This window comes from Streptomyces cellostaticus, from assembly GCF_001513965.1.
Lineage (GTDB): Bacteria > Actinomycetota > Actinomycetes > Streptomycetales > Streptomycetaceae > Streptomyces > Streptomyces cellostaticus.
The window spans coordinates 11,895-32,415 of sequence record NZ_KQ948058.1 but is presented as its reverse complement, the minus strand read 5'-3'; the positions used below and the strand labels follow the sequence as shown (position 1 = coordinate 32,415).

Here is a 20,521-nt window from a genome sequence, read left to right as displayed (position 1 = left end):
CTCAGCGGAAGATGCCCGTGTGCCCCAGTGAGTAGCGGCCGGGCTGCGGGTAGACGGCGAGGCCGTGCGGGCCGCTGCCGACCTGGATGCGGGCCAGTTCGGCGCCGGTGCGGGTGTCGATGGCGTACACCTCGGAGTTGTAGCGGCCGGAGAGCCACAGCACCTTGCCGTCGGCCGAGACCCCGCCCATGTCGGGGCTGCCGCCGCCGGGCAGGTGCCACCTCTTGGTGAGCCGGTTCTGGGCGAAGTCGAAGAGGGAGATGGTGCCTTCGCCCCGGTTGGAGATGTACATCTCCCGGGAGTCGCGGCTGATGTAGAGCCCGTGGGCGCCCTTGCCGGTGTAGAGGAACGTCGGCTCGGCAAAGGTGTCGCCGTTCAGGATCCACAGGCCGTTGGCCATCATGTCGGCGATGTAGAACAGCTTGCCGTCCGGCGAGATCTTGACGTCCTGCGGCATGGCGCCGTGGAACGGCAGCTTCTGCTGTCCGACGACCTCCATCCTCGCCGTGTCGACCTTGAGCAGTTCGCCGCTGAACTCGCAGGAGACGATGAAGTACCGGCCGTCGGGCGAGAAGTCGGCGTGGTTGACGCCGTGGCAGCTGACCGGGACGGCCTTCACGACCTTCATGGTGTGCGCGTCCCGGAAGACGAGCTGGCGGTCCTTGGAGGCCATCACTACGGCGTACTTGCCGTCGGGCGTGAAGTACAGGTTGTACGGGTCGTGCACCGGGACCGGCTTGCCGGCCTCGCCGGTCCTCGGGTCGATGGGGGTGAGGCTGTTGCCGAGGTCGTTGTTGACCCACAGGGTCTTCATGTCCCAGGAGGGCACCACGTGCTGGGGCTGGTGGCCGACCGGGATGGTCTCGATGATCCGGTACGTCCTGGGGTCGATGACGGTGACGGTGTCGGAGTTGGTGTTGGGGACGTACACCCGGGACGGGAAGTCCTTGACGACGGGGGAAAGCCGGTTCGGGCGGTCGGCGGCGTAGAGGTCGGCGGGGTCCTGCACGGGAGGCATCCCGGGCAACACGTTCACCTGGCGGCTCTTCACCTGCGGCGGCGCCGGCGCCTTGCTCCCGAGGGCCTCGTTCTCATGGTGTTGGCCTGCGCCGCTGCACGCGGACAGCAGCGTCAGGGCGGTGAGGGCGGCTGCGGCGGCCAGCAGGCGGGCGGCGTGTGTGGGTGGCATCAGCTCAGCAACTCCGTGGTGGTGACCGCGCGCAGTCCGCGCCGGTCGAGTTCGTGGAGTACGGCGGGGAGGGCGGCGACCGTGTCCGGGTACCCGAAGTGCAGGCTCACCACCGAACCGCCCCGGACTTCGGCGAGAACCTTGCGGGTGACGGCGTCGGCACCGGGACGGGTGTAGTCGAGCGAATCGACGTCGTACGACAGCACGTGCGGGTAGCCCGCGGCGCGGGCCAGCCGGGTGACCAGCGCGGAGGCGGTCGGGGATCGGGACGGGCGGAACCAGGTGCCGATCGATCCGGTGAGCCGCTCCAGCCGGTCCGCGCAGTCGGTGATCTCCCGGCGGGCCTCGGCCTCGGCCATGGCGTTGATGGAGACGTGCCGCTGGGTGTGGTTGCCGAGGTCGTGGCCGCCGTCGAGGATGCGGCGGGCGAGGTCCGGGTGTGCGTCCAGCCAGGTGCCGACGGCGAGCACGGTGAGCCGGGCGCCGTGCTGTTCGGCCGCGGAGAGCAGGGACTTGGCGAGGTCGGGGTCGCCCTGGCCGTGGAAGGTGAGGGCGACCTGGGGGCGGGTGCGCGGGCCGTGGGTGATCTGGGCGGGCTGCCCGGGGTAGGCGCCGGGGGCGGGCGCCGGGTGGGACGTGGCCGCGGGGTGGCCGGACGCGCGGGCGGGCGGGGCGGACCCGGGGGTGGCGGAGGTCGCGGAGTCGGGCGGGGCGTCCTGGCCGGCGCCGCACCCGGCGGCGAGCGCGCCCCCGGCGACAAGCCCGGCGCCCGCGCGCAGCACCCCGCGTCGGTTGGTCGTGGTCACCCGCACCATTTAAGGGGGAATCGGCAAGAAAACCTTCGATTAGCCCGATTGAGGATCGATTTCGGGTCGCCGTGACCTCGCCGACCCCACAGGCCCTACCGGTCGGCGACCCGCATCTCGAACCAGGTCGTCTTGCCGCGCGGCAGCAGGTCGACGCCCCAACGGTCGGAGAGTTTGTCCACCAGGAACAGGCCGCGGCCGCTGACGTCCATCTCCTGAACCGGCATCAGACAGGGCAGCCCGCGGGAGGGATCACGGACCTCGACCCGGATCCAGCCGCGGCGGCGGCGCATCCGGAGACCGAAGACCCGGGCTCCGGTGTGCCGTACGGCGTTGCCGACGAGTTCGGAGACGAGTAAGACCGCGTCCTCGGTCATCTTGGGGCTCAGCCCCCAGTGGCGCAGGACGACGACCTGGGCCAGCCGGCGCGCGGCGGCCGCGGACTCCGGGCGGGACGGCAGCGGGACCTCGGCCTCGGTCGGGTTGCCGAACAGTTCGAGCGCCTTGAGCGCCCGTTCGTCCTCCACCGCGGGCGACCAACGCGCCGCGGCCGCACGGCTGTGACCCCGCGGCTGCTCGATGCCCTCCAGCCCCGCCATGCCCCCATGATGGCCGCCCAGAGCCGCCCCCGTGGCCGTTCCTGAGGAATACGCCCCCCGTACACCCCTGCCCCGCTCCGGCCCGCAGGCATATGCCGACGGCATGTCAGGTCTCGGGAGAGCCTGAGTGACCTGCGGCGAGGGCTCACTTCCGGGCAATCGTCAGGCTCCCTCGACGAGGCAGGCTTAAGGTTGACTTAAGGCTCCCATAAACCGCCCCATCGAGGGACCCGGATCAGACAACGCGTCAACTGCAAGCCCTACCGGGGAAGTTCGACGGTGAACTTCACAGGAACTTCGCCTTGCCCGGCCCCTCCTCCACGAAGCTGCGCATGCCCCGCTCGCGGTCCTCGGTGGCGAACAGACCGGCGAACCAGTTCCGTTCGACGGCGAGCCCGGTGTCGATGTCGGTCTCCAGGCCGGTGTCCACCGACTCCTTCGCCGCGCGCAGCGCGAGGGCCGGTCCCTGGGCGAGCTTCGCGGCCCAGGCGTGCGCCTGCTCGTAGACCTCGGCGGCCGGGACGACCCGGTCCACCAGGCCGAGGGCGAGGGCCTCGTCCGCCTTCACCTGACGGCCCGTGAAGATCAGGTCCTTGGCCTTGGAAGGACCGATCAGCCGGGACAGGCGCTGGGTGCCGCCGGCGCCGGGGATCAGCCCGAGCAGGATCTCGGGCTGGCCCAGCTTGGCGTTGTCGGCGGCGATGCGGTAGTCGGCGCACAGGGCCAGCTCGCAGCCGCCGCCGAGGGCGTACCCGGTGACGGCCGCGACGACGGGCTTGGGGATGCGGGCCACGGCGGTGAAGGAGTCCTGCAGGGCGCGGGCGCGCAGGACCATCGCGGTGTGGTCCATGGCCTGCATCTCCTTGATGTCCGCGCCCGCCGCGAACACCCGCTCGCCGCCGTAGATCACCACGGCGCGCACGTCCTCGCGGCGCGTGGCCTCCTCGGCGAGCTCCTTCAGCCGGTCCTGCGTGGCGACGTCCAGCGCGTTCATCGGAGGGCGGTCCAGGCGCAGGGTGCCGACGCCCTCGGCGACTTCGAGATTCACGGTCATGCAGAGCAGGTTAACGGCGATTAACGGCTACCGGCCCGGTGCGGTCGATCACACCCGGCCGGGGGTCTGGGGGTTGTCCCCCGGGCAGGCACAGCACGGCCGCCAACGACAGTGGGCCCGGTGCCGTCCGTCACGGCATCGGGCCCTTACGTCGGACGGGGCTTACTTCTTCCAGTCGGCCCAGGACATGTTCCACCCGTTGAGCCCGTTGGCCGGGTCCACCGTGCGGTCGTGGGAGTGCTTCACGACCACCACGTCGCCGGTGATCGAGTGGTTGAAGAACCAGGCCGCCGGAACGTCCTTGTCGTAGCCGCCGCGCACATCGCGCAGGCCGACGCAGCCGTGGCTGGCGTTGTAGTTGCCGAAGGCGTCGCCACCCCAGTAGTTGCCGTGGATGAAGGTGCCGGAGTCGGTGAGGCGGATGGCGTGCGGGACGTCCTTGATGTCGTACTCGCCGCCGTAGCCGACGGTCTCGCCGTTCATCCGGGTCACGGCGAGCTTCTCGGTCATGACCATCTGGCCGTTCCACGTGTCGTAGCCGGGCTTGCCGGTGGTGACCGGGATGGTCTTGATGACCTTGCCGTCCTGGGTGATCTTCATCGTGTGCTTCTTGGCGTCCACGACGGAGACCTGGTTGCGGCCGATGGTGAACGTCAGCTTCTTGTGCTGCTCGCCGTAGACGCCGTCGCGGCCCTCGACGCCGTCGAGGTCGAGGTCGACGGTGACCTTCGTGCCGGACTTCCAGTAGTTCTCGGGGCGGAAGTCCAGGCGGTCGTTGCCGAACCAGTGGCCCTCGACGTCGACGGGCGGTTCGGTCTTGATCTTGATGGCCTTCTCGACGTCCTGGGGGGCGGTGATGCCCCGGGTGAAGCGGACGGAGAACGGCATGCCCACCCCGACGGTGGAGCCGTCCTCGGGGGTGAAGGAGCCGACGAAGGTGTTCTTCGGCGTGAGCGTGGTGAAGCTGGAGTCCTCGGCGGCCTCACGGCCCTCGGAGTCCTTGGCGACCGCGTGCACCGTGTACTTGGTGGCGGCGGCCAGGTGGGTCGACGGGGTCCAGGAGGCACCGCCGCCGGTGAGGGTGCCGTCGACCTTCGCGCCCTTGGCGTCCTTGACGGTGACCTCGGTCAGCTTGCCCTTGGCGACGTTCACCTTCAGGGCGCCGCTGGTGTCCACGCCCGTGGCACCGGACTTGGGCGAGATGGTGACGGCGGCCGTCGACTGCTTGCTTGTGCCGGAGTCCTTGCTCTTGCCGTCCCCGGAACCGGACCCTGTCCCTGACCCCGAGTCACCGCCGCCGCACGCGGTGAGGGTCACCAGCAGGGCGCCGGCTATGAGCGCCAGCCCCTTACGGCCTCTCCCCCGGCCCCCCGCCGACGCCCCCGATATAGGCCGCACGTTCAAGTCGTTCTCCCCTCGCCGGGCCAGGTCAGGCCCGCTCCCCACCACTCTGGTGTGCGCATGTTAACCGCAGGGTTTTGAGCGAGGTGTCAGGTGTATGTCACCGTTCAGTCGCAAATTCAACCGACGGCCGTCATCCGGAACCCCGCCCCCCATCTGGTTACTTGACCGCACTGCCCGCTTTCCACACCTTCCAGGCCATGTTCCACCCTCCGAGGCCGTTGTCGGGAGCGACTGTTTTGTCCTTGCTGTTGACGACCTCGACCACGTCTCCGACCAGGCTGCGGTCGAAGAACCAGCCCGCCGGGGTGTCCGAACTGCCGCCCTTGACGTCCAGGAGGCCCACGCAGCCGTGGCTGACGTTGACGCGCCCCGGGGCGTCCGGATTCCAGTAGTTGCCGTGCAGGAAGGTGCCGGAGTCGGTGAGCTTCATGGCGTGCGGGACGTCGGGGATGTCGTACTCGCCGCCGAAGCCGACCGTGCGGCTGTTCATGCGGGTGACCTCGAGCATGTCCATCACCACCATCTTCCCGTTGTAGGTGGGGTGCTTCGGGGCGCCCGCGGTGATCGGCACACTGGCGAGCAGCTGCCCGTCGCGTCGCACGTCCATCATGTGCCGGGCCGCGTCCACCAGGGACATCTGGCTGCGGCCGACGGTGAAGGTGAACGTCTTGTCCTGCAAGCCGTAGGCGCCGGGCGCCCCTTCGACGTCCCTGAGGCCGAGGTCCACGGTGACCTCGGTGCCGGGCTTCCAGTAGCGCTCGGGGCGGAAGTCGAGGCGGGTGGCGCCGAACCAGTGCGGGCGGATCTCCACGGGCGGGTTCGCGGTGACCCGTACGGCGCGTTCGACGGCGGCCCGGTGGGTGATCTCCCGGCTGAAGGAGAGGGAGACGATCATGCCGGTGCCGACGGTGGCGCGGTTCTCGGGGGTGACGTAGCCGATGAACCGTTCCTCTGGGACGTAGGTGGTGAAGGTGGTGTGCCGGGCCGAGCGGTGGCCGCGGGCGTCCAGCGCGACCGCGTCGACGGTGTACTTGGCCGCGAGCGCCAGCCGCTTGTCCTCCGGTTCCCAGGTCAGCCCGTCGGCGCTGATGTGCCCGGCGACCGGGGAGTCCTGCGCATCCTGGTCCTTGACGACGGTCACCTTCTCCAGCCGCCCGCCGGGCACCCGTACCCGCAGCCGCTGCTCGGGCCTGACCTCCTTGCTGCCGTCGTCAGGGGCGACCCGGATGACGTCCTCGGGGGCCGGGGGTTTGCCGAGGACCCGGTCGAGGTCCAGTCCGCCGGAGCCGCCCGCAGAACAGCCGGCCAGCAGCCCCGCCCATGTCAGTACGGCGGCCAGCGCGGCCCCCGTGCGCCGTGCGCGTCCTTGTACGTGCCTCACGCGGGGCTCAACGACCGGGCCCGCTGTGGGGAAACGTGAGTGCGACGCCAGTGCTGGGCAGAACTGTGGGGAGGACGACACGAAGGGGAGCCGCCGCGCCCGTGCCGGAGCCGTCGGGGCGCAGCCGTACCGGGCGGCCGAGCGTGCCGAAGGGCACCCTCGGCTCTTCGGCACGGCCGACTGCGCCCCGGGGGCGAGCCACTGAAAGAGGGGCCGACAGGTGACGAGCGCAGCGGAGCAGCGGGCACGGGCCGAGGAGCCGGCCGCCGGGAGCGGCCACCCTGCCGCCGCGGTGAGCGGCTCCCGTCGCTCCGTACCGCCCGCCCCGCCCGTGTGGCCGGGTGCGCCGACTCCGCTGGGGGCCCGGTTCCGGGTCGGCCCGGACGGGGTCGCGGGCACCAACTTCGCGCTGTGGGCGGCCGGGGCGGAGGCGGTCCGGCTGTGCCTGTTCGACGCACACGGCCGGGAGACGCAGGTTCCGCTGACCGAACTGACGCACGAGATCTGGCACGGCTTCGTGCCCGGCGTGATGCCCGGGCAGCGCTACGGCTACCGGGTGGACGGCCGCTGGGACCCCTGGGTGGGCGCCCGCTGGAACCCGGCGAAGCTGCTGCTGGACCCGTACGCGCGCGCGGTGGACGGCGAGTTCGGCCTGCCGCCCGAGGTCTACGGGCACGTCCGGGACTGGCCGGAGCAGCATGTCGCCGACACCGTGCGCGACGACCGGGACTCGGCACCGCACCTCCCCAAGGGCGTCGTCGTGGACGATGACGACGACTGGGAGGACGACCGCCGGCCGAAGACCCCGTGGGCCGACTCCGTCATCTACGAGCTGCATGTCCGGGGCTTCACCAAGCTGCACCCGGGCATCCCCGGGGAACTGCGCGGCACCTACGCCGGGCTGGCGCACCCGGCCGCGCTCGAGCACTTGGTGAAACTGGGGGTCACGGCCGTGGAACTGCTCCCCGTCCACCAGTTCGCGCACGAGGACCACCTGCTGCGCCGCGGCCTGAGGAACTACTGGGGCTACAACTCCATCGGCTACTTCGCCCCGCACGCGGCCTACGCCGCCTCCGGGACGACGGGCCAGCAGGTCGGCGAGTTCAAACGGATGGTCCGCGCGCTGCACGCGGCCGGCATCGAGGTCATCCTCGACGTGGTCTACAACCACACCGCCGAGGCGGGCGAGCTGGGCCCCACCCTCTCCCTGAAGGGCATAGACAACCGCGGCTACTACCGCCTCCAGGACGACGCCCGCCGCTACGCCGACTACACCGGCTGCGGCAACACCCTGCACGTGGTCCAGCCCCAGGTGCTGCGGCTGATCACGGACTCGCTGCGCTACTGGGTGACGGAGATGGGCGTGGACGGCTTCCGCTTCGACCTGGCGGCCGCGCTCGCCCGCTCGATGCACGACGTCGACATGCTGTCCCCGTTCCTGGCGGTCATCGCCCAGGACCCCGTGCTGCGGCGGGTGAAGCTGATCGCCGAGCCGTGGGACATCGGCTCCGGCGGCTACCAGGTGGGCGCCTTCCCACCGCTGTGGACGGAGTGGAACGACCGCTACCGCAACACCGTCCGCGACTTCTGGCGCCATGCGCTGCCCGACGTACGGGAGATGGGCTACCGGCTGTCCGGCTCCAGCGACCTGTACGCCTGGGGCGGCCGCCGCCCCTACGCCTCGGTCAACTTCGTCACCGCGCACGACGGCTTCACCCTGCGCGACCTGGTGTCGTACGAGACCAAGCACAACGAGGCCAACGGCGAGAACAACCGGGACGGCACGGACGACAACCGCGCCTGGAACTGCGGGACGGAGGGGGAGACGGACGACGAGCAGGTCCGGGCACTGCGGCGCGGGCAGCTCAGGAACCTCCTGACGACCCTGCTGCTGTCCACCGGCGTGCCCATGCTGGTCGCCGGCGACGAACTCGGCCGCACCCAGCGCGGCAACAACAACGCCTACTGCCAGGACAACGAGATCAGCTGGCTGGACTGGTCCCTGCTGGAGGACCCGGACTGGCGCCCCCTGTACGACCTGACGTCCCGGCTGATCAAGCTGCGCCACCGGCACCCGGTGCTGCACCGCCGCGCCTTCTTCTCCGGGCGCGCCCACTCGGCGGACGGACTGCGCGACCTGGCCTGGTTCACCTCCCGGGGCGAGGAGATGACCGAGGGCGACTGGTACGCACCCGCCGCCACGCTTGGCATGTATCTGTCCGGACGGGACATCCCGGGCCGGGACGAGCGGGGCGCGCCGGTCCTGGACGACAGCTTCCTCGCGGTGCTGCACGCGGGCGAGAACCCGACGGGCTTCGTCCTGCCGGGCCCGCCCTGGGCCGAGCGCTACGAGGTCCTGGTCGACACCTCCCGCGAGGACCAGACCGAGGCACCGGGCACGGTCCACCCGGCCGGTGCGCAGATCACGGTTCCGGCTCGGGCCGTGCTGCTGCTGCGGGTCGACTGACGCTGTGTGACATCCGTGCGCACCCTGTGTGCGTGACGCGGATCACACCCGTCGAGTGCAGCGCGGGAGGGGGGCCAGGGCCTTTCCCCTTGTGGAAAGACAGCCGGCGAGGACAGGAACCGTGAGGATGGAGCAGGCTCGGGCCGGTGAGTACGACGCGTTCGTGGCGGCCCGCTGGTCGGTGTTGTTCCATCTGGCCCGTCTGCTCACCGGGGGCGATCGGCACCGTGCCGAGGATCTGTTGCAGGAGTCCTTGGTCAAGCTGTGGTTCGTCTGGCCGAAGGTCGCCGACGAGGCGCCGGAGGCGTATGTGCGCAAGGTGCTGGCCCGGGCCGCGGCCCGCTCGGCCCGGCGGCGCTGGTGGGGCGAGCGGCCCGTCGAGGAACTGCCCGAGACGGCGGCGTCCGGCGACCTGTCGGCGACCGTCGCCGAGCGCTCCCGGCTGGAGGCGGCGCTCGCACAGCTGAGCCCGCAGCAGCGGGCCGCCGTCGTGCTGCGCTACTACCAGGACCTGCCCGACCGGCAGGTCGCTCAGACCCTGGGCTGCCCGGTGGGCACGGCCCGGTCCCATGCCGCGCGCGGGGTGGCCCGGCTGCGCCGGCTGCTGGCCGACGTCATCGAGCCGGTGGGGTGAGGGAAGAAGCAATGGATCACTTCGAACGGCAGCTGACCGAGCTGATGCACGGCACCCAGGAACACAGCCCCTTCGAGGCCGGGCACCGGGAGCGGCTGCACGCGGGCGTGCGGACCCGGCGCCGGGTGCGGGTGGCACGCCGGGCCGCCGGGTCGGTCCTGGCGGTCGCCGGGCTCGGCCTCGGGCTGCTCCTGTGGCCGCACGCACCGGGCACGGACCAGCCGAGCGCGCCGCACCCGAGGCCCGTCGTCAGCCCGGCGCCCACTCCGACCACCTCGCCCTCGCCGGACGACTCGCCGAGCCCGCCGCCCAGCTCGTCCGCGACGCAGTCGCCGAACCCGGGCGGGACGATGGAGACCTCCGTGCCGCCCGCGGCGCCGGGGAGCTCCGCCCCGGCCTCCGGCGCCCCGCCCACCGAGACGGCCACGGCGACCGCCACCTCCCGGGGCACGGTCACCTCGCCGCCGCCCACGGATTCGGCGAGCCCGCCGGCCGACGCAACGTCCGACCCCTCCATGGTGGCCGGCCCGACCGGATAGCAGGCGCCCACCTCCCGTCACTTCACCGCCGCGCGTGCCTCCGGCGCGCCCCGCACACGAGAACGTAAGGGACTTACGTGATAAACCTCCGCCCAGGCCGGACTTCACCGGCCAGGACCCCGCGGCCCCGGCGCGCACCTCTGCCCACCCACCACGTGGAGCCCGTCCTGGACGTGGCCGTGCCGGTGTTCAACGAGGAGAAGGACCTGGGGCCGAACGTCCGGCGGCTGCACGCGCACCTGCGGGAGACGTTTCCCTACCCGTTCCGGATCACCATCGCCGACAACGCCAGCACGGACGGCACAGCGGGCATCGCCGAAGGGCTCGCGGACGAACTGGCCGAGGTGGAGTGGATACGGCTGCCCGTGAAGGGGCGCGGCCGGGCGCTGCGCGCCGTCTGGTCGCACTCGCGGGCGCCCGTGCTGGCGTACACCGACGTGGACCTGTCCACCGGGCTCGCGGCGCTGCTGCCGCTGGTCGCGCCGCTGATCTCGGGCCACTCCGACCTGGCCATCGGCACCCGGCTCGCGGCCGGCGCCCGGGTGGTGCGCGGCCCGAAGCGGGAGGTCATCTCCCGCTGCTACAACATCCTGCTGCGCTGCACGCTCGCCGTCGGCTTCTCGGATGCGCAGTGCGGGTTCAAGGCGGTACGGCGCGATGTCGCCGAACGGCTGCTGCCGCAGGTGCGGGACGGGGAGTGGTTCTTCGACACCGAGCTGCTGGTGCTCGCCGAGCGGGCGGGACTGCGCATCCACGAAGTGCCGGTGGACTGGGTCGACGACCCCGACAGCCGGGTCGACATCCTCGCCACCGCGCTGGCCGACCTGCGCGGCATCGCCCGGATGCGGCGGCAACGGGGCCGCCGCCGTACGGGATCGAGCGCCGCATGACCACGACCCTGCACCGCATACCCGCACCGGCCCCGGAACACCCGCCCGCCCTTCGCGGGCGCCTGCGCGCCGCCGCCCGCCGCCACGGCCCGGTCCTCGCCTTCTACGGCGCCCTGAAGCTCGTCGGCTTCTGCTCCTTCATGTTCCTGCTGGACTCGGCCGGTGACTTCCGCACCAAGGACCCCCGCTTCGGCGGCGGAGCGCACACCTGGGACGTGCTCGCCACCTGGGACGGCTGGTGGTACCAGCAGATCGCGCTGCACGGCTACGACCCGAAGCTCGTCCACATCCCGGGCGCCACCGGCCTGATCACGCTGGAGGGCAACTCGGCGGCGTTCTTCCCGCTCTACCCGGCGCTGATGCGGCTGACGTCCGCGGTCACCGGCCTCGGCTCGTACGGCGCGGGAATCCTGGTCTCCGTCCTCGCCTCGTTCGCCGCCGCCCTCGGGATCTACGCCGTCACCGAGCGGTTCGGCGGCCGGCGGGCCGGTCTCGCCGCGGCCGGGCTGTGGGCGGTCTGGCCCGGCTCCGGCGTGGAGTGGGCGGTCTACTCCGACTCGCTCTACATCGCCCTGGCCGCCTGGACCTGCTACGCGGTCATGACCCGCCGATGGCTCACCGCCGGGGTCCTCACCTTCGCGGCCGGACTCAACCGCCCCACGGCCGCCGCGCTGATCGCCGCGCTCGCCGTCGCCGCGCTGTGCGCGCTGCGCGACCGCCGCGACGGCGTCCTGCGCCCGCTGCTCGCCCTGGCCCTGGCCCCGCTCGGCCTGCTCGGCTACCTCGGCTGGGTGGGCCACCGTATGGGCGACTACGGCGGCTACTTCAAGCTCCAGTCGGGCGCCTGGGCGCACAGCTTTGACTACGGCAAGCAGACCTTCGACGTGCTGACCTCCCTACCGGTGGGCCACTTCACCTACCTGTCGGCGTTCCCCTTCGCGGACGTCATAGCCGTAGGAGTCGTCCTGCTGGCGTTCGCGCTCATCCCCCTGCTGCTACGGCTGCGCCCCCCGGCGGTCCTGGTCGTCCACACAGTCCTCACCCTCGCCCTGGTCCTCGGCAGCCAGCAGATCTTCGCCAACGTCTCGCGCTATCTGCTCCCCTGCTTCCCGCTGTTCATCCCCCTGGCCGTGGCGATGCGCCGGCTCAGCCTGCGCGTCCAGTGCACGGTGCTCGGCATCGCGGCCCTGGCCTCCGGCTCGTACGCGGGCTACGCGCTGTTCGAACTCGGGGTGCCGTAGGCCCTGATCCCGCCTGCCGGAAAGCTCCTCGACGCCGCGAGCGGCCCGCTCGGGCCAGGAGGCAGGACGCAGCCGGCCAGGACCACCTGTACCACCTCGCCGAGGACCTGCGTGGACAGGCCGAACTCGCCCCGGACCGGCCCGAGTTGCCGGCCGAGCCGAAGGGGGCCTGGGAGAAGATCGCGGCGGGGCTGTTGCCGTATCCGGCCCCGTAGCGCCCCGGTCAGGAAGCGGTGCCGTCCCCGTGCCACGTGCGCCACAGGGCCGCGTACGCCCCGTCCGCTGCCACCAGGTCCGTGTGGGTGCCCAGTTCCGTCAGGCGGCCGTCCTCCATGACCGCCACCCGGTCCGCGTCATGGGCCGTGTGGAGGCGGTGGGCGATGGCGATGACCGTGCGGGACTCCAGGACCGCGGCCAGCGCGCGCTCGGTGTGGCGGGCGGTGGTGGGGTCGAGGAGGGCCGTGGCCTCGTCGAGGATCAGGGTGTGGGGGTCGGCCAGCACGACCCGGGCCAGGGCCAGTTGCTGGGCCCGGGAGCCGTCGGTGGGGTGGCCGTGCGGTCCGAGGGGGGCGTCCAGGGCGCCCGGGAGGTCGCGGACCCAGTCCTCGGCGCCCACCGCCGTCAGCGCCGCCCACAAGTCGGCGTCCTCGGCGGCCGGTTCGGCGATGAGGAGGTTGTCGCGGACCGTGCCGAGGAAGACGTGGTGCTCCTGGGTGACCAGGACGACCTGGCGGCGCAGCCGCTCCGGTTCCAGCGCGGCGACCGGGATCCCGCCCACCGTCACCGTGCCCTCCCCGGGCGTGTCGATGCCCGCGAGGAGCCGGCTCAGGGTCGTCTTGCCCGCCCCGGACGGGCCCACCACGGCGAGCCGCTCCCCGGGCCGTACCGTCAGGTCCACCCCGCGCAGCACCTCGCCGCCGCGCTCGTAGGCGTACCGCACCCCGCACACGTCGATCCGGTCGTCCGCCGGCTCCGGGCAGCTGCCGTCCGCCTCCGCCCGGGGCGCCTGCGCGAGCCCCTCCACCCGGGCGAACGAGGCGCCGCTGCTCTGGAGTTGCTCCACCCGCATCAGGATCTGGTCCAGCGGTTCGGTGAACTGGCGCAGATACAGCGCCGCGGCCACCACCGTGCCGACGCCCACCGCGCCGCGCTGGTGCAGCCATCCGCCGAGCAGCAGCACACCCACCACGGGGACGGTGTACGTCACCTCGACCGCCGGGAAGAACACGGTCCGCAGGCGGAGCGTGTAGAGCCGGGTCCGGCGGGACTTCTCCAGCGCGTCCCGGCTCGCCGCGGTCCGCCGCCGCCGGAGCCGGAAGGCCTCGACCGTCCTCGCCCCGGCCGCCGTCGCCGCCACGATCTCGGCGACCTCGGAGGTGGCCGCGCCCTCGGCGAGGTAACCGTCCCGGGCCCGCCGCAGATACCAGCGCAGCGCCAGCCAGATCGGCGTGAGGCCCAGCACGCCGAACAGGCCCAGCACCGGGTCGAGCGCGAACACCGCGCCGAGCACGAACAGCGCCTGTACGCCGCTCACCAGCAGCTCCGGGCCGATGTCGCGCAGCGTCGTGCCGACGATCGCGACATCGGCCGTGCCCCGCGCGGTCAGGTCGCCGGTACCGGCCCGCTCCACCGTCGACGCGGGCAGCGCCAGCACCCGGTCGACGTACTGCTCCCGCACCCGGGCCAGCGTCCGCTCCCCGAACCGGTGCCCCACGTACCGCGCCCAGCGCGCCAGCAGCAGCTGGGCCAGCGCGCACAGCAGGATCCACAGCGCCAGCCGGTCCACCGCCCCGACCCCGTGCCCCGCCCGTACCTCGTCGACGATCCGCCCGACCAGCCACGGCCCGGCAAGCCCCGCCCCGGCCGCCAGCGCGTTGAGCACCAGGGCGGCGGCGAACGCCCGCCCGTCGGCCCGCACCAGCCGCGCGGTCGCCCGCCGCACCCGGCCCCGGTCCGCGACCGGCAGCAGCCCCCTGTCCACCGTCACCGCACGACCTCCCCGGCGCTCGCGCCGTCCTCGACGTCCTCGACGTCCCCGGCCTCCCCGGCGTCCCCGGCCTCCCCGACGCCCCCAGCCTCCCCGACGACCCCGGCCTCCTCGACGCCCCCGGCCTCCCCAGCCTCCTCGGCGCCCCCGACGCCCCCAACGTCCCCGACGCCACCGGCCTCATCGGCGCCCTCGACGTCACCGGTTTCCCCGACGCGCTCATGCTCCTCGACGTCCACGACGTCCCCGGCCTCCTCAACGTCCCCGGCCTCCCCGGCGTCCCCGGCGCCACCGGCCTCCCCGGCGCCACCGGCCTCCTCGGCGCCACCGGCCTCATCGGTGTCCCCGGCGCCCCCGGCCTCCCCGACGCCCCCAGCCTCATCGGCGCCCCCGACGTCACCGGCTTCCCCGACGCGCTCATGCTCCTCGGCGTCCCCGGCCTCCTCGGCGCCCCCGACGCCACGGGCCTCCCCGGCCTCCTCAACGCCCTCGGCGTCCACGACGCCCCCAGCCTCCTCGACGCCCCCGGCCTCCTCAACGCCTCCGACGCCCCCAGCCTCACCGGCGCCCTCGACATCACCGGCCTCCTCGACGCCCCCAATGCCACCGGCCTCCCCAGCGTCCCCAGCCTCCTCGACGCCCCCAACGTCCCCGACGCCCCCGGCCTCCTCAACGCCCTCGGCGTCCACGACGCCCCCGGCCTCCTCGGTGCCACCGGCCTCCCCAGCCTCCTCGACGCCCCCGACGCCCCCGGCCTCCTCGGCGCCCCAAGCCTCCTCGGCGTCCTCAACGTCCCGGGCCACCAACGCCCGGTACCCGGGCTCCTGGGCCAGCAGGCGTCGGTGTGGTCCGCTCGCCGCCACCTTGCCGTCGATCAGGAACAGCACGGTGTCCGCGCGGTCCAGCACCAGCGGTGAGGTGCTCGTCACCATCGTCGTACGGCCCCTTCGCGCCTCCCGGAGCCGCTCGGCGACCGTGGCCTCGGTGTGTGCGTCCAGCGCCGACGTCGGCTCCACGGCGAGCAGCACCTCGGGGTCGGCCAGCAGCGCCCGCACCAGCCGGATCCGCTGCCGCTGCCCGCCGGAAAGGCTGCGGCCCTGCCCCGCCACCACCGAATCGAGTCCGTCCGGCAGCCCGCGTACGACATCCTCGGCGGCGGCCGCGTACACCGCCCGCCGCACAGCCGCCTCCCCGGCCGTGTGCTCGGCGGCGACGACCTCCTTCAGCGCTCCGGCGAACAGGTCCGCCTCGTTGTCGGCGACCAGGATCCGGGCTCGTACGTCGGCCAGCGGGACCGCGTCGAGCCGTACCCCGCCCCAGGTCGCGTCGGTGGGCCCGTACCGGCCGAGGCGGTCGATGACGGCGGCGGCCTCGGCGGGGCGGGCGGCGGCCAGCGCGACCAGCCGGCCCGGCACCGCCCGCACCCCGGAGGCCGGGTCGCGCAGCTCGGCCGGCCCGTCCGGCGCGGGCAGCCTGCCCTCGTCCGGCTCGGGCGCCAGCCGCAGCAGCCCCACGACCCGGCGGGCGGCCACCACGCCCCGGTTCAGGTCGTAGGTCATCTGCACGACGAAGGCCACCGGCCCGATCAGCACCGCCGCATAGCCGTACACCGACACCAACTCGCCCACGGTGATGGACCCTTGGGCCACCATCCGGGCCGCCAGCCAGGTCACCACGGCCAGGAACAGCGTGGGCAGGCCCATACCGAGCGCCTGCACCCAGCTGGCCACCGCGCCCACCCGGTAGCCCTGCGCGCGCAGCCGCTGCGAGTCCGTCCGGAAGGCGTCCGCGAACAGCCCCTTGCCGCCGAGTCCGTTGAGGACGCGCAGCCCGCCCGCGAGGTCCCCGATGCGCGCCGTCAGCACGCCCTGGCGCTCCCGGTACTCGCTCTCCGCGCCCTGCAGCCGCAGCGTCAGCGGTCCGGTGAGCAGCGCGATCACCGGCACCCCGAGCAGCACCACCGCGGCCAGCGGCGCCGAGACGGCCAGCAGCAGCCCGGCCACCACCAGGTACACCACGACCGAGCCCACCCCGGGCCCGAGGGCGGTCAGCGCCTGGGCGAGGGTCTGCACATCGCCGACCCCGATGGTGACGACCTCGCCGGCCCCGGCCCGGCGCGGCAGCACCGCCCCGAGTCTGGCCGCGTGCCCGACGACCAGCTTGACCGTGCGGAAGTTGGCGTCCATCCGCACCCGGGTCATGGTGCGGTGCCGCATGATGCTCAGCCAGGAGTTCAGCGCCCCGAGCGCGAACATCGCGACCGTCCACCGGGCCAGCACGCCCAGGCGGCCCGGCACGAGCCCGTCGTCCACCGCCCGCGCCATCATGTACGGCTGCGCGGCCATGAGTACCAGCCACACACTGCCCAGCAGCGCACCGGCCAGCGACCGGCCCGGCTGGCGCAGCACGAGCCACCACAGGTAGTGCCAGCCGCCACGTGTGTCGGGCGTGCCCGGATCCTCGTACGCGTCGATCATCCTGCCCCCGATCCACCCGGCCGCAACGGAATCGCGGACCGGCCAGGAGACTTCGAAGGTACCGAGGACGAGAGCGGGCACTCCATCGAATAAGCCATGCGGTGAACAAACTGCGAGCCCCCTCGAACGCGCTGGTCGTAGGACCAGGGACCGAGCCGGGTCCGGCCAAAACTCGGTGGGCGTTGTCAGTGCGGATCCGTAGGCTCGCGATGATGGCGACGACACGTGCAACCACCGAGGAACGCTCCGCCGTACGCACCCTGCTGAGGCTGTGGCCGTACGTCCGTCCCGTGCGCACCCGGCTGTTCACGGCCGCGTTCGTCGCGGTCGTCGCCTCCTGTACGGGGCTGGTGATCCCGCTCGTCCTGAAGTGGATGGTCGACGGGCCGGTCGCCGACCGGGACCCGGCGGGGGTGTGGCTCGGCGCGCTGTACCTGCTGCTGCTCGGTCTCGCCGAGGCGGTCCTGTTCGGGATACGGCGCTGGCTGGTGGCCCGGCCCCTGTCGCACGTGGAGGCCGAGATGCGGGCGGGCCTGTACCGCCGGCTGCAACGGCTGCCCGTGTCCTTCCACGACCGGTGGGCGTCCGGCCAACTGCTCTCCCGGGGCACGACCGACCTGATGCTGCTGCGCATGTTCCTCGCCTTCCCGCTGACCTTTCTGCTGGTCAACGGGGTGACGATCCTCGTCGGCGTGGTGATCATGCTGATGCAGGACTGGGTGCTCGGGCTGGTCATCCTGGGACCCGCCGTCCCGGTGATGTGGACCTGCGTGGTCTTCGAGCGGCGCTACGCCGAGGTGGCGCGCCGGGCACAGGACCAGGTCGGGGACCTGACGACGGTCGTCGAGGAGAGCGTGCTCGGCATCCGCATCATCAAGGGCTTCGGCCGGCACCGCAGCCAGGCGCGGGCGTTCCGGGAGCTGTCGGGCACCCTGCGCGGCACGGAGCTGCGCAAGGCGCGGCTGCTGGCGACCATCTGGGGTGTCATCGTGACGCTTCCGGAGCTGGCGATCGGGGCGGCGCTGGTGCTGGGCGCCGTGCGGGTGGCCGACGGTGCGTTGTCCGCCGGAACGCTGGTGGCCTTCCTGAGTACGGCACTTGCCCTGCGGTGGCCGGTGGACTCGATCGGCTTCCTGCTGGCGATGAGCCAGGAGGCGGCGACGGCGACCGAGCGGTACTTCGAGGTGATGGACGAGGTGCCGGAAGACGCGACACCGACAGCCGCGGTTGCCTCGCCCCCGACCAGCAGCGAGGCAGGACTCCGCTTCGAGAACGTCCGGTTCCGCTACCCCGACGCCCCGCCCGGCTCCCCGCCCCTCCTCACCCGCATCGACCTCCATATACGCCCCGGCGAGTCCATGGCCCTCGTCGGAGCCACCGGCAGCGGAAAGACGACCCTCACCGCCCTGATCCCCCGTCTGCACGAGGTCACCTCCGGCCACATCACCCTGAACGGCGTGGACATCACCGCCATGTCCCGTGAGGAACTGCGCGCCAGGGTCGCGGTCGCCTTCGAGGAGCCGACCCTCTTCTCCGCGAGCGTCGGCGAGAACGTGCTGATGGGGGCCGCGGACGGCGCCGGAAAGGCGGACCTCGACCGGGCCCTCGCCGTCGCGCAGGCCGACTTCGCGCACACGCTCCCGCAGAGCACCGACACCCAGGTCGGCGAACAGGGACTGAGCCTGTCCGGCGGCCAGCGGCAGCGCCTCGCGCTGGCCCGCGCGGTCGTCGGCCGCCCGGAGTTCCTGGTGCTGGACGACCCGCTGTCCGCCCTGGACGTGCACACGGAGGCCGCCGTGGAGGCCGCGCTGCGCCAGGTCCTCGCCGACACCACCGCGCTGATCGTGGCCCACCGGCCGTCCACAGTGCTGCTCGCCGACCGTGTCGCGCTGCTGTCGGGGGGCCGGATCAGCGCCGTCGGCACCCACCAGGAACTGCTGCGCACCAACGCCGAGTACGCACACCTGATGTCCGGCGAACAAGGGGAAGACGAGGGCAAGCGATGACCACGACCGCCACCCCTGCCACGGACGACGACCAGCTCCCCCGGACCCAGCAGGCCGACGACCCCTTCGACCGCGACGTCCTGCCCACCCCGCCCGGCGCCACGGCCGCCCTGCTGCGCTCACTGCTCGCCCCCATGAGGTCGCGGGTCACCCTCACCACCGTTCTCCTGCTGCTCCAGCAGGCGGCCGTGCAGGCGGGCCCGCTGCTGGTGGCGTACGCCATCGACAACGCCGTACCGGCGCTCCGGGACCACGACCACGGGCCGCTGATCGCGGTGGCCGTCGGCTATCTGCTGTGCGCGCTGGTCTCCGGCGGGCTGCAGTTCGCGTTCATCGAGGCCTCCGCCCGGGTCAGCCAGGACGTGCTGCTGGACCTCAGGGGCCGGATCTTCCGGCACGCGCAGGCACTGAGCGTCGACTTCCACGAGCGGTACACCTCGGGCCGGCTGATCTCCCGCTCCACGACGGACGTCGAGTCACTGCGCGAGCTCCTCGACGAGGGGCTCCAGGAGCTGGTGACCGTCGTCCTGTCCTTCGTCTACATCTCGGCGATGCTGCTCTGGCTGGATCTCGGCCTCGGCGCGGTCGCGCTGGTCTCCTTCGTGCCGCTGTACCTGCTCGTCCGGCTCTATCAGCGGCGCGCGGGGCGGGTGTACCGCGCGCGGTCGACGGCGATCGCGGCGGTGATCGTGAAGTTCGTGGAGACGATGAACGGCATCCGGCCGGTGCGGGCCTTCCGCCGGGAGGCCGCGAACGACGCCGAGCTCGCCGTACTGAACCGGCGGCACGAGCGGACGAACGGCGACGCGCTGCTGGAGATGGCCCGGTACGTGATCGGCTCCCGGCTGGTGGCCAACACGGCGGTCGCGGCGATCGTGCTGTGGGGGGCCTACCGGGTGGCGTCCGGCTCGCTGGAGCTGGGGGTGCTGGCGGCGGCGGTGCTGTTCCTGCGGCGGCTGTACGACCCGATCGACCGGCTCGGCATGTTCCTGAACTCCTACCAGTCGGCGGCCGCCTCCCTGGAGAAGATCGCCGGGCTGCTGGCGCAGACGCCGTCCGTGCCGGAGCCCTCGGCGCCCCGCGAACTGCCGCCTTCGAAGGGCGAGTTGCCGGGGCGCGAGGTCGTCTTCGACGGGGTCCGCTTCGCGTACCGCACCGGCGGCGAGGTGCTGGCCCGTTTCGACCTGACCCTCCCGGCCGGGCAGACGGTCGCCGTCGTCGGCTCCACGGGCGCGGGCAAGTCGACCCTGGCCAAGCTGCTCGCCCGCTTCTACGACCCCTCCGAGGGCCGGGTGCTGCTGGACGGCGTCGACCTGCGCGTGCTGGCGGTGCCCGAGCTGCGGCGCGGGGTGGTCATGGTGACGCAGGAGGCGTTCCTGTTCTCGGGCACGGTCGCGGACAACATCGCGATCGGCCGGCCCGACGCCACCCGTGAGGAGATCGAGCGGGCCGCGAAGGCGATCGGCGCGCACGAGTTCATCAGCGCGCTGCCCGACGGGTACGACACGGACGTACGCAAGCGCGGCGGGCGCATCTCCGCCGGGCAGCGCCAACTGGTCGCCTTCGCCCGGGCGTTGCTTGCCGATCCGGCGGTGCTGATCCTGGACGAGGCGACCAGCTCCCTGGACATACCGGGCGAGCGGGCCGTGCAGCGGGCGATGTCGACGGTGCTGCGGGGCCGTACCGCCGTGGTGATCGCGCACCGGCTGTCCACCGTGGAGATCGCGGACCGGGTCCTGGTCATGGAGCACGGCCGGATCGTCGAGGACGGCCGGCCGGACGAACTCATCGCGGGCACGGGCCGGTTCGCGGACCTGCACCGGGCTTGGCGGGACAGCCTGGCGTAG

14 protein-coding genes and 1 pseudogene are annotated in these 20,521 nt (G+C 72.7%); 7 read left to right on the top strand and 8 right to left on the bottom strand.

From position 1 onward, the window contains the following. Nucleotide 1: 1 nt before the first annotated feature. From AQI88_RS39770 to AQI88_RS39745, 6 genes are all read right to left on the bottom strand, one after another. Nucleotides 2-1,189, bottom strand: a complete 1,188-nt coding sequence (locus AQI88_RS39770; RefSeq protein WP_067010121.1) for a YncE family protein — start codon at nt 1,187-1,189, stop codon at nt 2-4. Further along, complete coding sequence (locus tag AQI88_RS39765; RefSeq protein ID WP_067010119.1) at nt 1,189-2,004, bottom strand: polysaccharide deacetylase family protein; 816 nt, start codon at nt 2,002-2,004, stop codon at nt 1,189-1,191. Before AQI88_RS39765 ends, AQI88_RS39770 begins: the two co-directional genes overlap by 1 nt. Before the next feature lie 86 nt (nt 2,005-2,090). Then, the gene (locus AQI88_RS39760; protein ID WP_067010117.1) at nt 2,091-2,594 is read right to left on the bottom strand and encodes an ATP-binding protein; all 504 of its coding nucleotides are present in this window, start codon (nt 2,592-2,594) and stop codon (nt 2,091-2,093) included. A gap of 286 nt (nt 2,595-2,880) precedes the next feature. Next, complete coding sequence (locus AQI88_RS39755; protein ID WP_067010114.1) at nt 2,881-3,648, bottom strand: enoyl-CoA hydratase/isomerase family protein; 768 nt, start codon at nt 3,646-3,648, stop codon at nt 2,881-2,883. Between the two features lie 162 nt (nt 3,649-3,810). Further along, nucleotides 3,811-5,052 carry a L,D-transpeptidase gene (locus AQI88_RS39750; protein ID WP_208616059.1) on the bottom strand — a complete coding sequence of 414 codons (1,242 nt, stop codon included), beginning with the start codon at nt 5,050-5,052 and terminating at the stop codon, nt 3,811-3,813. A gap of 157 nt (nt 5,053-5,209) precedes the next feature. Then, complete coding sequence (locus tag AQI88_RS39745) at nt 5,210-6,433, bottom strand: L,D-transpeptidase (RefSeq protein WP_079058121.1); 1,224 nt, start codon at nt 6,431-6,433, stop codon at nt 5,210-5,212. Between the two features lie 220 nt (nt 6,434-6,653). Here AQI88_RS39745 and glgX point away from each other — a divergent pair, with 220 nt between their 5' ends. The 5 genes from glgX (at nt 6,654) to AQI88_RS39720 (ending at nt 12,204) form a co-directional block, all read left to right on the top strand. Then, nucleotides 6,654-8,900: a glycogen debranching protein GlgX gene (glgX, locus tag AQI88_RS39740; protein WP_208616053.1), complete on the top strand. Its 2,247-nt coding sequence runs from the start codon at nt 6,654-6,656 to the stop codon at nt 8,898-8,900. 127 nt (nt 8,901-9,027) lie between these two features. Further along, the gene (locus AQI88_RS39735; protein WP_067010111.1) at nt 9,028-9,534 is read left to right on the top strand and encodes a SigE family RNA polymerase sigma factor; all 507 of its coding nucleotides are present in this window, start codon (nt 9,028-9,030) and stop codon (nt 9,532-9,534) included. An 11-nt stretch (nt 9,535-9,545) separates the two neighbouring features. Next, nucleotides 9,546-10,073 carry a hypothetical protein gene (locus AQI88_RS39730; RefSeq protein WP_067010108.1) on the top strand — a complete coding sequence of 176 codons (528 nt, stop codon included), beginning with the start codon at nt 9,546-9,548 and terminating at the stop codon, nt 10,071-10,073. A 155-nt stretch (nt 10,074-10,228) separates the two neighbouring features. Continuing rightward, complete coding sequence (locus tag AQI88_RS39725) at nt 10,229-10,963, top strand: dolichyl-phosphate beta-glucosyltransferase (protein ID WP_398697801.1); 735 nt, start codon at nt 10,229-10,231, stop codon at nt 10,961-10,963. Further along, nucleotides 10,960-12,204, top strand: coding sequence for a glycosyltransferase family 39 protein (locus tag AQI88_RS39720; protein ID WP_067010105.1), 1,245 nt, complete (start codon nt 10,960-10,962; stop codon nt 12,202-12,204). The genes AQI88_RS39725 and AQI88_RS39720 overlap by 4 nt, the downstream gene beginning before the upstream one ends. A gap of 223 nt (nt 12,205-12,427) precedes the next feature. On the opposite strand, the gene AQI88_RS39715 is transcribed toward AQI88_RS39720, so the two are convergent. Continuing rightward, the gene (locus tag AQI88_RS39715) at nt 12,428-14,191 is read right to left on the bottom strand and encodes an ABC transporter ATP-binding protein (RefSeq protein ID WP_067010101.1); all 1,764 of its coding nucleotides are present in this window, start codon (nt 14,189-14,191) and stop codon (nt 12,428-12,430) included. 770 nt (nt 14,192-14,961) lie between these two features. Continuing rightward, a pseudogene (locus AQI88_RS39710) lies at nt 14,962-16,668 on the bottom strand (ABC transporter transmembrane domain-containing protein); the annotation flags it as partial. A gap of 212 nt (nt 16,669-16,880) precedes the next feature. Here AQI88_RS39710 and AQI88_RS39705 point away from each other — a divergent pair. Together AQI88_RS39705 and AQI88_RS39700 are read left to right on the top strand one after the other, a co-directional pair. Next, the gene (locus AQI88_RS39705; RefSeq protein ID WP_067010141.1) at nt 16,881-18,674 is read left to right on the top strand and encodes an ABC transporter ATP-binding protein; all 1,794 of its coding nucleotides are present in this window, start codon (nt 16,881-16,883) and stop codon (nt 18,672-18,674) included. Beyond that, complete coding sequence (locus AQI88_RS39700; protein WP_067010099.1) at nt 18,671-20,521, top strand: ABC transporter ATP-binding protein; 1,851 nt, start codon at nt 18,671-18,673, stop codon at nt 20,519-20,521. Before AQI88_RS39705 ends, AQI88_RS39700 begins: the two co-directional genes overlap by 4 nt.

What these genes read in the sequence shown, in the direction of transcription:
- AQI88_RS39770 (WP_067010121.1), bottom strand. Translation starts at nt 1,189, where the DNA reads ATGCCACCCACACACGCCGCCCGCCTGCTGGCCGCCGCAGCCGCCCTC.
- AQI88_RS39765 (WP_067010119.1), bottom strand. Translation starts at nt 2,004, where the DNA reads ATGGTGCGGGTGACCACGACCAACCGACGCGGGGTGCTGCGCGCGGGC.
- AQI88_RS39760 (WP_067010117.1), bottom strand. Translation starts at nt 2,594, where the DNA reads ATGGCGGGGCTGGAGGGCATCGAGCAGCCGCGGGGTCACAGCCGTGCG.
- AQI88_RS39755 (WP_067010114.1), bottom strand. Translation starts at nt 3,648, where the DNA reads ATGACCGTGAATCTCGAAGTCGCCGAGGGCGTCGGCACCCTGCGCCTG.
- AQI88_RS39735 (WP_067010111.1), top strand. Translation starts at nt 9,028, where the DNA reads ATGGAGCAGGCTCGGGCCGGTGAGTACGACGCGTTCGTGGCGGCCCGC.
- AQI88_RS39730 (WP_067010108.1), top strand. Translation starts at nt 9,546, where the DNA reads ATGGATCACTTCGAACGGCAGCTGACCGAGCTGATGCACGGCACCCAG.
- AQI88_RS39720 (WP_067010105.1), top strand. Translation starts at nt 10,960, where the DNA reads ATGACCACGACCCTGCACCGCATACCCGCACCGGCCCCGGAACACCCG.
- AQI88_RS39705 (WP_067010141.1), top strand. Translation starts at nt 16,881, where the DNA reads ATGGCGACGACACGTGCAACCACCGAGGAACGCTCCGCCGTACGCACC.
- AQI88_RS39700 (WP_067010099.1), top strand. Translation starts at nt 18,671, where the DNA reads ATGACCACGACCGCCACCCCTGCCACGGACGACGACCAGCTCCCCCGG.